Origin of the sequence: Rhodohalobacter sp. 614A, from assembly GCF_021462415.1 — a bacterium.
In the GTDB taxonomy this organism is placed as follows: domain Bacteria; phylum Bacteroidota; class Rhodothermia; order Balneolales; family Balneolaceae; genus Rhodohalobacter.
Window position 1 is genome coordinate 352271 of record NZ_JAKEDS010000003.1, and the last position, 12472, is coordinate 364742.

Sequence of the window (12472 nt, forward strand, 5' to 3'; positions counted from 1 at the left end):
TTAAATGATTTTTCTTAATAAAATATTGAGGTTGAATATAAAGAAAGAAGAACCCTTGATAAATGATCTTTTTTGATAAAATTTTACCCTCACAAGTGTTTAAAAATCATCGTATTTTTGCCCAAGAATGGTTAGTTTCAACCTGTTTTATGAAGTTTATTAAACTATATATCTCTACATTTATTGAACAAAACCAAAATCAACAAGAAGTACGTTCAGTTGCACGTACTTAAATCAACTCTTTTAAAGAAAACTACCTAATTTTCAAGACCCCATATTTTGAAATCACTTGAAGCCGTTTTCGGACCCAACTCCGCTCTTGTAGAAGAATTATACAAACAATATCAGGACGATCCCGATTCTGTACCGGGCCACTGGAAAAGATACTTTGATGAACTGGAAGGAAAAGAAGTTGCGGAACCTTCCCCGGCGGGCAATGGCGCTCCGGTTACCAAAGAAAAAAAGGCTCCTTCAAAAGAAGAACCAAAAGAGAAGAAAAAGGAACCGACCATTCCCAAAGGCGCTGAACTGGAAAAAATCAAGGGAGTGGCTTCGAAGATTGTCGAAAACATGGATGAAAGCGTCTATGTACCAACGGCAACATCCCTTCGCGTGCTGCCTGTAAAAATGATGACGGAAGATCGGGCGATCATCAACTCGCATCTGCTCAAAACGGGCAATATGAAAGCCTCATTTACCCATTTGATTGCGTGGGCAGTGATCAAAGCGCTTAAAGAGTTTCCGAATATCAACTCCTATTATGTTGAAAAAGACGGAGATCATTACAGGATAAAACCGGAGCAGGTTAATCTGGGAATTGCAGTGGATCTTGAAAGTAAAGACGGCTCCCGAAACCTGGTGGTACCGAATATCAAGGGCGTAGATAAAATGAATTTTAAAGAGTTTCTCTTCGCCTATTCCGAACTTATTGACAAAGCCCGCAACGGTAAACTTGAACTCTCTGATTTTTCCGAGACAACAATTAGCGTTACAAATCCCGGAACGATCGGAACGGTTTCTTCCGTCCCTCGCCTGATGAAAGGCCAGGGCGCTATTATTGCGACCGGTGCCATCAACTATCCGGCTGAATTCCAATCCATGGCTCAGGATGTTTTGAACCAGCTTGGTGTCAGTAAAGTGATGACAGTGACCTGTACATACGACCATAGGATTATTCAGGGAGCTGAATCGGGAATGTTTCTCCAACAAGTTCACAATCTGTTGAACGGCAAGGAAGATTTTTATGAAGAGATTTTCAAGGACCTTGACATCCCATATGAACCTTTCCCATATGGCGAAGACAAATACGAAGGACAATTAAGCGGCAGAGGAAATACCCTGGAGCAGGATCGACGTGCCATTGCCGTCTGGAGGCTCATCAACATGTACCGAATGCGTGGGCATGTTCTTGCTGATTTGGATCCACTCGGAACGGAACCCGGCACGGGGCCTGAATTAGATATTGAATATTATGGCCTCACACTTTGGGATTTAGACCGTGAATTTTACTGTGATGGATTAGGCGGACAGGAAACGGCCAAACTTCGTGATATCATTCAACTTCTCCGAAACACTTACTGCGGAAAAATTGGTGCCGAATATATGCACCTTTTGGATTTGGATGAGCGAAAATGGCTTCGAGAAACGATGGAGTCTACTACAAATACTCCGAAACTGACCAAAGACGATAAGGAAGATATTCTACATAAACTGAATCAGGCCATGGCCTTCGAACAGTTTCTGCACAAGAAATATGTAGGGCATAAAAGGTTCTCGCTGGAAGGTGCGGAAACCCTAATCCCGATGATGCACTTTTTGATGGAGCGCGGTGTCTCAAAAGACGTCAAGAAATTCTTTCTTGGAATGGCACATCGCGGACGCCTTAATATTCTCGTGAATATTATGAACAAGCCGTACAGAAAGGTTTTTGCAGATTTTGAAGGAAATGTAGATCCGGATACCATCCAGGGCTCTGGCGATGTGAAGTATCACCTCGGATCAAAAGGTTCTTATGAAGTGGATGAAGGTAAATCCATTGAACTGGAACTCATGCCGAACCCCAGTCACCTAGAAGCTGTAAATCCTGTTGTGGAAGGAGCTGCAAGAGCCTGTCAGGATCATTCTGAAGAAGAAAATGCCAAACAAAAAATTGTACCGGTATTGATGCATGGCGATGCAGCATTTGCAGGCCAGGGAGTGGTTGCCGAAACTCTGAATATGTCGCAGCTCAGGGGCTATGAAACGGGCGGTACTATTCACATCATCATTAACAACCAAATTGGGTTTACCACACTCCCGAGAGATGCGCGCTCTACAGAGTATGCTTCCGATCTTGCCAAAATGATCCTCGCTCCCATTTTTCATGTGAATGGAGATGATCCCGAAGCAGCCGTCCATGCAATGAACCTTGCAATGGATTACCGTCAGAAATTTGGAAAAGATGTGGTTGTTGATCTGATCTGTTACAGAAAACATGGCCATAATGAAGGTGATGAACCCGCTTTTACACAACCCGGAATGTATAAGGAGATAGAAAATCATCCGACTGTAAGGGATATTTATGTAAAGGAATTGTTGAGAAAAGGCGAGTTTACCGAAGAGGAAACTCAGGCTATTTTTGACGAGTTTGAGGAATTGTTGCAGCAAGCGTTTGAAGATGCCAAGAGTTCTCCCTCTCTCGAAGTAACTGAAAAAATGTTGACCCGGACAGAAGCGAGTCAAAATGAACGGGACGAGTTTCCGGATACGACTTATTCTATCGATGATCTGAAAGACATTGCCGTTAAGCTTAATACCGTACCCAAGGATTTTGACGCAAATCCTAAACTGCTTCGCCAACTTGCAAAACGTGCAGAAGCGGCTCAAAATAATGAGAAAAAAATTGATTGGGGTTTTGCCGAGGCTCTCGCTTTTGGCTCTCTTTTGAAAAGTGGACGTACGGTTCGCCTGGTCGGACAAGATGCGGAGCGTGGTACTTTCTCCCACAGGCATGTCGTTTTGCATGGTACTGAGACGGCTCAGCGATTTACACCGCTGAATAACCTGAGTGATGACCAGGCAACGTTTTATCCGTATAACAGCTTGTTAAGTGAATTTGCCGCTCTTGGATTTGAGTTTGGATATTCATCAGCCATGCCGGAAGCATTGGTTATCTGGGAAGCTCAGTTCGGCGACTTCGTGAATGGAGCGCAGATAATCATTGACCAGTTTATTTCAGCTTCCGAGGCCAAGTGGGGACAAAAATCAGCACTGGTTATGACTCTCCCCCATGGATACGAAGGCCAGGGACCTGAACACTCCTCTGCGCGTCTTGAACGCTTCCTGCAACTTTGTGCAGAAGATAATATTCAAGTTGCCAACTTTACTACGCCTACGCAGTATTTCCATGCTCTCAGAAAGCAAACACTCCAAGAGAAAAAGAAACCTCTTATTATTATGTCTCCGAAAAGCTTGCTGAGACATCCCATGGCTGTTTCCAGCGTTGAAGAACTTGGAAGTGGTTCCTTTCAACCATTTATTCCTGATGAGGAAGTGGAGGATAAAAAGTCGATTGATCGGCTGATCATCTGTTCGGGCAAAGTTTATTACGACTTGTATAAAGTCCGCGAAGAGAAAGAAAAGTCAAACACTGCTATTGCCCGTCTCGAGCAATTTTATCCTTTCCCTGATGAAGATATTGAGAAATTTCTCAAAGAGTACAAGCATGTGAAAGAAATTATCTGGTGTCAGGAAGAGCCAAAAAATATGGGAGCATGGACATTTGTATTTCCACGCCTTCAATCACTTCTGCAAAAAGGACAACACATCACTTATGCCGGACGACAAGCAGCAGCTTCTACTGCGGCAGGGCAAAAGAAAATTCACGATGCCGAGCAGGAGAAACTTATAAATCAGGCACTTGGACTGGAATAGTTTTTACCAGATGAGACATTGTATTTCTTGAATGGGTTGAAACCAAAATCTACTTTGCCAATCGAACTTACTTCGAAAAAACAAAGCAGATTAAGAAATACAATGTCTTTTTCAGGCAGATAGAGTTCCTATCTCAAACCGTTTGGAACGCCTTTGCAAATACGGCTAACGGCATCATGGCTGTGCAGGCTTTCGAGGTGAGCACACCGAACTACAAAATCTCTGATTCGTTCGTCTTTATTCATTTCATCATAAAGAAGGCGGGCGGCATCTTCCACAAATTTTTGGAATGCGCCATTCATCTCGGCAAAAGCTTGTTCGTCTTCGCGTTTTACAATGACCTGGGTTTCAGTCTGAAGAGCTTCCCGGCAGATCTCAACCAAGTCATCAATAAACATTTCGCTGTTCAACTGAATGGTCAGATTGGCTACACTTCGTTGGCTGTGCGGAATGGTTGCAATATCTCTCGTTTCACGGGCATGCTCTGACAATTCATACGAGCAGGGACACGCACTACTATACTCAAAATCAAGATGAATGAAACTCGAAAAGCGATCGTGTTCATCCACCTTTCCTTCAAACGAAACCCTGTAATACTGATACCCTTCATTCTCTGAACGAAGGCTTTTCTTGATCATTGGATAGTTGAAAGAAAGCTTTAAAAATGCAGTTTTACTTTCAAGATCATCTTTATAGGCACGCAATACATCCCGAAGTTTATCAGGGTGAAAGACATCCTCTTTGAACTTGTAGAACGTTCTCATGATGCGTCCCATATTGATTCCTTTCTTCCCGGCTTCCAGCCCAACATATCCATCAACGGATGTTTCAAGAGTTAGCAATTCGCCGGTTGGGGTTGGATATTTCAAGGGAAGTTTAAAATTGGAAATGCCTACTTGCTGAATCGGAACGTTTGCTCCCTCAATTAATGAGGCCGGACCATTTTGCAAATCCGGAAGGCTTTCCTTGTATTGATCGGTTACTACAAAGGTTGGGTCGTAAAATCGTTTTAAGTTGGTTGTAATCATAACTAATTAATAAGTACGTAGTTGCTTATACCGAAAGATAGGGACAATATTCTGCACTGTTTCGTTCGGTTTCCTGTAAGCGGACGGAATACAACTTGGGATTGTTGTCGGAAGCGTGTTCTATCTCATCTTTCAACTCATAAAAAAAAGCTTTACACAGATTTTCTGTTGAAGGAATAATGCCATCTAAAAAAGAGACTTCCAGGTTCAGATTTTTATGATCACAGAGATCAATAACCTTTTCCTTGATAATGGATTTCAACTTTCCCAGATCAATCACATATCCAGTTTCGGGATGTGGCTCACCAACGACGGTAACTTCTATAATATAGTTGTGTCCGTGCCAGTTTGGGTTGTTGCATTTCCCGAAAACTCTCTGGTTCCATTCGTCCGATTTATTCGGATTATGAAGACGATGAGAGGCATTAAAATGTGCTTTTCGCGTAACGTAAACCAAGTTTATTCTGTCATTATTTTGATATCAAGACTGTAAACATAATCTATTTAAAGCCTGTTCCCAAAATGGTTCGAAAGGGTATAAAGATAAAAAAAGCTGCATGAACTTTCTTCCTCTTAGTTCATGCAGCTTTGAAAACGAATTGACTACGTATTTCTTGTTCTCTGTCTTTATAAAAAAGGTTTAAAACGAATATTTAAATCCAAGGCTTACGGTGGTATGCGGGTTATAAAGACTGAATATCTGCTTATCTGTTTCATAACCATGATAATACTCTCCCTGGCTATCATTCAGGATGTTGGAAACACTCATATTCACAGATGCATTTGGCCCAAAGGATTTGTTTAAATTGAGCCTGAGATTGTGAAATGGTTCGCTATAAACGTCCGGGAAAAGACCGCCGCCAACCACGGTAAGTGTTTCTCCCTGAACGTTATAGAAGAGTCCGCCATCCAAACCAATTGCAGCATTATCATATGATAAACCCGCATTAATGATGTACGGTGCCTGTCCGGCCATTTGTCGGGTGTCATCAATTGACTGACCTTCTTTTTCATAATTCTTACGAGCCTGGAATTCCTGCTGGGTCATATCAATCATTGATTCCGTGACGGTAACATTACTGCTCAGGCTAATGTTTTGCAATGGCCCTGCAATAAACCCGAGGTTCTTTCTGAACTCAAATTCCACACCGAAAACCTGTCCATCACCAACATTTCGAGGCTGGAATTCACTTGAAGTCTGTTGTGCCTGAACTCGAACAAGTTCTATAGGAGCGTCAAATGATTTGTAGAACAAGCTAAATGACAGTAACTGTCCTCTGTTGAAGAACATCTCCCACCGGGTGTCAAAATTATGAATTCTGGTTTCCGTCAGGTTACCGTCCCATTCACCGATTGCAAACAGTCCGCCGTTGAAAATACGATCCGAAATCGGATCTAAAATCTGGGCGAAAGAAAGTTCCTTAAATGATGGCCTTGCAATGGTTCTTGAGTAAGAGAATCGCAAGTTTTGGTTCTCCGTCAGGAAGTATGTAAGGTTTGCAGATGGGAAGAAATCCAAAGCATCCAATACTTTTTCATCATCCAGATTATTACCATTTCCTCCCTGGGCATACAGCGCATCACGCCCGGTATGGCGTTGTACATAATTCTCAACACGCAGACCTAAGCTTGTTCTGAGACTCGGGAACAGGTTAAACTCATTTGAAACGTATAATGAAGTATTCTGAATGCTGGAGTTGTATGAGTTTGGATTTGGATCCGGATTAGCGGATTGATAGTAGATACTTCCATTGGGGAAAATATTTTCCGGTTTCAAAACCTCTGCAGGATCACCTGTCAGGTCCGGAATGGAACCGAAAAATTGCATATCAAAAGCCAGAATTTCATAATCCCTTTCTTTGTAAACATGGCTTCCACCCACTTTGAATTTTGCGCCGGCTCCAAACAACTGGTAATCGCGTGTAATATCCAATCGGCCAACAGCATTAATTTCGTCCATGTAGCGCCAGATTCTGCTTGGAAACCCTCCGGCACCGGCATTAAACCGAAGGCCATTTGGTGCTTTGGTATATGCAATGCGCCGAACGTCAGGATCATTCATCGTGGAAAACGTTGGTGAAAGCCTCCAGTTCACCTCCCACTTTGCATTATTAAAATAGTGAACTCCATTCAGCAAAAAGTTCGTAACGCTTCGCTCGCTGTACTCAATGTTGTAGGAATCCGCTGTATATCCGGATTGGCCGGGTGCATCCACACTGTTGTTGATAAAGAACGAAGTAGCGCGATCTTCTCCATTCTGCAGGTGCATTCCTGTAAGTTTATATTTTGAATTAGGTGTTTTAAATGCGATACCTGCCATTCCGCCCAAAAGAACATTACTCTCAGACACAATCCCATTTTGTTTTGTAGCATAAATTAAATCGTAAGCAGATGGTTGTGCCTGATTTTGGAACTCCCCATATCTATAGTCGTCGTAGTGGCTGGTAGACCGTTTATACGTTCCTGATAAGATATAGCCAAATGTGTTATCGCCACCCAAATCAAATTGGTTGCCCAATGAAACACCGGCGCTTACATCCATTGGATTTGTCAACTCTTTGGGGCCCAATGTGGAACTAAAGCTGTTCACAAATCTATTGACCTCTTCGCTGGGTGCCCCGCTTATTGGTGTCGGAATATTTTCCACATCAGCTCCACTTGGGAGCTCTCTGGTACCATTGTCAAAACCGAGAAAATCAGTATTACTTCCATCATATCCCAGGAAATCGCTATTAAAGTGCATGGAAGGATTATAACTTGTACTTACAGATACATCTAAAATCGGCTCTTCAGGAAAATCTTTTGTTTCAATATTTACAATTCCTCCGGTAAAATCAGCTGGCATTTCTGCAACAGCTGTTTTCGTAATGATCATATTGTCGATCAGATTCGTAGGAAAAATATCAATTTGAAGACTGTTTTTATTTGGATCGAGACTCGGGATGTCCACTGAGTTCATCATTGTTTTGGTATACCTGTCTCCCAATCCTCTTACGTACACATATTTACCACCTTCAACAGAAACGCCGGTAACCCTTTTTAGGGCCTGGGCAGCATCCGAATCGCCAATGGTTCTGAATCGTTCGGCAGAAATACCATCTAAAAGATTGGCTGATTTTCGTTTTGTTGTAATCATAGCCGCTTCAGAAATGTTCACCATTTCGGCTGTAACTACAACTTCTTCCATTTCTTCTACAGTTTTCTGCAGAAGAATATTGTCTATAATTGTGACCTCGCCCGATTCTACGTCAACTTCTTCAATTGTTACCGGAGTATAAGAAACGTAGGAAATTCGCAAGCTGTATTCTCCCTCAGGCAATGAGAGAGTAAATTTTCCATCAAAATCAGTTGTTGTACCATTTGATGTACCCTGCACAAGCACGGTTACACCATAAACAGGATCGCCAGTAGCTTCTTCATAAACAGTTCCCCGAATGGTTCCATTTTGAGAATAACCTATAGCTGGCAATACAACTACTAAAATTAGCAGTAGTAAAAATCTATTTAGAATATTCATTGATTTTATCATTGAGTTTTTTTTAACGGCTTGTTTTTTAAATCAAATAACGGGTATGTAAATCGACAGTTTTAAAGTATGGCTTGCTCCCGGAAACTGACGGAAGCAAGCCATTTTGAGAGGAATAATAATGTTGGGTGATTAGAGTCCTATGTCACTAAGTGCTCCGGACTGATTGGCCCATGTCCATGGAAAGTCAGCAGCTGCAGGACCTACAGTGTTTGCATTAAGTCCAACTTCGGTAAGTACACCACCCGAAACTCCTGCAAAAATGGTTGCAGCATCGTTGCCACCGCCAGTCAGTGTGTATTCCCAATTGGTAGATGGACAATTACCGTCGCCACCAAAAGAATCAATTGGATTGAGTGTTTCGTCCTCATCTGGGGTACCAGGATTATCTGCAATCGGTCCATAAGAAGCTGACCATCCGTAGATATACAGATCGTTTACACCGGCATTGGTGTTTCCGTCATAATCTACCAGCGAGAATATATCGTCTCCTGCATACAGAACACCGTTATTAAACGTGTGGCATCCGCGATTCAGAGTACCTTCCGGTCCGTCCAGTTCGAAGCCTGAACCACCTGGCGAAACAATAATGAAATCTGAGGCTGTACCGATCCAGTCTTGGTCAGTGTCGAGACCATCATCTCCTGCATTCCAAATTACAATGCCAGTAACACTTACATTACCGCCAAACCATTCGATACCATCATCCTGGTTGGCAACAACTTCTACGTTTTCAATTACTGTACCGTCTCCAACTCCACCGAGAGTCAATCCGTTAATCTCATTTCCTTCACCAATGTTTGTACCGCCGTGACGAATAGAAATATAGGTAATGGTTCCGGAGCTGTCGTTCGGATCGTCGCCGCCATACAGACCATTTGAATCTGAGGTAGGAATACCTTCAATTTGTACAGTTGCTGCTGAAGCTGAAATAGGTGCGTTACCGAGAACAATCAATCCGCCCCAAAGGCCATTTACATTAGGATCGAGATTCGGGCTGCCAAAATTTCCAGCGGCAATATCTTCTGGCAAGATTTCATCGGCCACAGATGTGAAAATAATAGGCAATTCAGCAGTACCCATGGCATTCAGTGTAGCATCCCGTGCAATAAGAAGAACTGACGCATTAGCACCTGCACCTGCTTCACCTTTTACAACCACTCCCTCTTGGATGGTTAGTGTAGCACCGGCTTCAACTGCAATTCTGCCGCCTAAAATGTAGGTCTTGCCTGTTTCCCAAGTGGTATCGGAAGTAATATTTCCGGAAACCAAAATCTCTGTTTCTTCCTCAGAAATAGATACGGCAGCCACTGCATCGTCTGATACACCATCCTCATCCGTTACAGTAAGAGTAACGGTTCCGGCACCGGCAGAATTTGCTGTAAAGCTAACAACTACTGTTCCGCTTGTTGCACCCACTGACGGCTGTGAAGAAATCGTAGCAGTTCCATTTGCAGCCTGAACACTTGCTGATGCATAACCAACATCCGCAGTGATATTAAATGTTAGATCAATCGATTCTCCTATCAGCAGATTCTGCGACTGGGAGTTGCTGTCGACTGTTACTCTGAGGACAGTAGACCCATTATCGTCATCGTCAGAGCAAGAAACTAAAATGGAAAAAACCAACAGAAGACTGGTGGTTATTTTTAGTAATGATTTGAGATTCATATTTGTAAGAATTGTTTTTGAGAGTTTTGAATAACACTCTCAAAATATTCTTACAATGTTACAGGCAGGTTAATCCAATGTTATGAAAATGATAACAAAAGTCCGGAGGCTTGACTTTTGTTATCACAACAAACTTTAATCCCCTCTTGACATAAGCAACATAAGTAATTTAAAAACAATTACTTATACACATATAAAAGAATTTGAATAAAGAAGTGGAATCAGCTTTTTTCTTCTTCCTCCTGATCCTCTTCTTTTTCACTCTTTTCAAGTGATTCTGCCTGTTCTTCTACTTCATTTTCTCCATTGGCCGAATCATTTTTTTCATGGCCGATTAATTTTGGAGTTCCGTTAGAAGTAGATTTTTCAGATGTGGTATCTTCAAAAATTCCTTCAGGGTAATTGCCACTGGGCCTGTCACCTAACATCTCTCTTAGATCATGATGATTAAGGACTTCTTTTTCCAATAAAGTTTCGGCCATTACCTGAAGTTTATCTTCGTATTTCTTCAGGAGATCGAGTGTACGACGGTAGTTTTTCTGAATAATTTTGCGAACAGCTTCGTCAATTTGTTGTGCTGTATGTTCAGAGTACTTTTTATTGAATCCATAACTATTCTCAGGACTGCTGGAATCTTTCAGGGACAAGTATCCTAATTCCTGGCTCATGCCATACTCAGCAACCATCGCAAATGCCATGTTGGTTATTCGCTCAAGGTCGTTTTGCGCACCGGTAGATACTTTGCCAAAAACAATTTCTTCAGCCACACGTCCACCAAGAAGAGCACAAATTTTATCTTCCAACTCTTCCGTAGTCATCAGAAATCGATCTTCAAGTGGCGTTTGAAGGGTATAACCAAGTGCAGCAAAACCACGCGGAACAATACTTACCTTCAGAACAGGATCTGTATGTTCAAGCATCCATCCAACGATGGCATGCCCCGATTCGTGGTATGCAACTATTTTCCTTTCATGTGGACTAATGAGTTTGTTCTTCTTCTCAAGACCTGCAACTACACGCTCAATGGCATCCTGAAAATCTTCCATTTCCACTTTTTTCTTATCGCGGCGGGCGGCGAAAAGTGCGGCTTCATTACAAAGGTTAGCCAGTTCAGCACCTGCAAAACCCGGAGTTTGTGAAGCCAATACTTTCAGATCAATATTCTCGGAAAGCTCAAGTTTTCGGGAGTGAACTTCAAGAACCTGCATACGCCCTTTTAAATCCGGTTTATCAATCATGATCTGACGATCAAATCGGCCGGGTCTCAATAGAGCGGAATCCAAAATATCGGGGCGGTTTGTTGCCGCCATAATGATTACACCTTTGTCGGAATTAAATCCGTCCATCTCGCTAAGCAACTGGTTCAGCGTATTTTCCCGCTCATCGTTAGAGCTCATCGCCATTCCACGACCTCGCGTACGTCCGATTGAATCAATCTCATCAATAAAAACGATACAGGGTGCTTTTTCTTTGGCCTGCTTGAATAGATCACGAACCCTCGCGGCCCCTACCCCAACGAACATTTCCACAAAATCAGAACCACTTAAAGAGAAAAAGGGTACATCAGCCTCACCTGCCGTCGCTTTAGCCAGCAAAGTTTTACCCGTGCCAGGAGGGCCCACAAGCAGAACACCTTTGGGAAGCGTACCGCCAAGACGTGTAAATTTCTGTGGATTACTTAAAAATTCTACGACTTCTTCAACTTCTGCTTTTGCTTCTTCAAGACCAGCGACATCTTTAAAAGAAACTTTACTTTCGGTCTGTTTATCGTAAAGAGAGGCTTTGTTTTTGCCAATATTCAATACCTGTTGACCGGGATTCATTCTGCGGAAAATGAATATCCAGAAAACGACGATCAACGCAATTGGAATCAGCCATATTAAGATACCGCTAAACCAATCTTCTTCAATGCGAACATCATATACAACATTATTGGCATCTAAGACGGGGCGGATTTCATCGCCTTCGAGCATAGTCGTTGAAAACTTGCCGGTTGCCCCATCGGTTGTTCCCGTCCAGCTATTTTGATTTGGAGTTGGACGTTCAACAAGTCCCTCTTCGAAGGCTTTTTCTGAATATTCTCCCTGGATCTCAACTTTGTTCGTAATCGTGATTTCGTCTACATATCCTTCTTCTACATATTCAAGAAATTCGCTGTATTTAATGCGTTCTGATGAGGTTCCCGGCACGAAATAAAGATTGAAACCAATTAATACCAGGAACAAGACAACATAAATCCAAATGGGAAAACGAGGGGTTTTCTTACTGTTCTTGCTGTCCTTATTGTTTGAATTTTTCTGCGGAAAATTTTTTTTCGCCATTTCTATAGTTTAGA

6 protein-coding genes are annotated in these 12472 nt (G+C 42.4%); 1 reads left to right on the forward strand and 5 read right to left on the reverse strand.

Going from position 1 to position 12472, the window contains the following annotated elements:
• Positions 1-279 precede the first annotated feature (279 nt).
• Positions 280-3912, forward strand: a complete 3633-nt coding sequence (locus L0B18_RS15265; protein WP_234572666.1) for a multifunctional oxoglutarate decarboxylase/oxoglutarate dehydrogenase thiamine pyrophosphate-binding subunit/dihydrolipoyllysine-residue succinyltransferase subunit — start codon at positions 280-282, stop codon at positions 3910-3912.
• A gap of 128 nt (positions 3913-4040) precedes the next feature.
• Here L0B18_RS15265 and folE2 read toward each other — a convergent pair whose 3' ends face one another.
• The 5 genes from folE2 to ftsH all read right to left on the reverse strand — a co-directional run bounded on the left by folE2 (position 4041) and on the right by ftsH (position 12458).
• Positions 4041-4940 carry a GTP cyclohydrolase FolE2 gene (folE2, locus tag L0B18_RS15270; protein WP_234572667.1) on the reverse strand — a complete coding sequence of 300 codons (900 nt, stop codon included), beginning with the start codon at positions 4938-4940 and terminating at the stop codon, positions 4041-4043.
• Between the two features lie 25 nt (positions 4941-4965).
• Complete coding sequence (locus L0B18_RS15275; RefSeq protein ID WP_234572668.1) at positions 4966-5397, reverse strand: 6-pyruvoyl trahydropterin synthase family protein; 432 nt, start codon at positions 5395-5397, stop codon at positions 4966-4968.
• Between the two features lie 183 nt (positions 5398-5580).
• Positions 5581-8457, reverse strand: coding sequence for a TonB-dependent receptor (locus L0B18_RS15280; RefSeq protein WP_234572669.1), 2877 nt, complete (start codon positions 8455-8457; stop codon positions 5581-5583).
• A 141-nt stretch (positions 8458-8598) separates the two neighbouring features.
• Positions 8599-10137, reverse strand: coding sequence for a hypothetical protein (locus L0B18_RS15285; protein WP_234572670.1), 1539 nt, complete (start codon positions 10135-10137; stop codon positions 8599-8601).
• A 221-nt stretch (positions 10138-10358) separates the two neighbouring features.
• Positions 10359-12458, reverse strand: a complete 2100-nt coding sequence (gene ftsH, locus L0B18_RS15290; RefSeq protein WP_234572671.1) for an ATP-dependent zinc metalloprotease FtsH — start codon at positions 12456-12458, stop codon at positions 10359-10361.
• Positions 12459-12472: the final 14 nt, after the last annotated feature.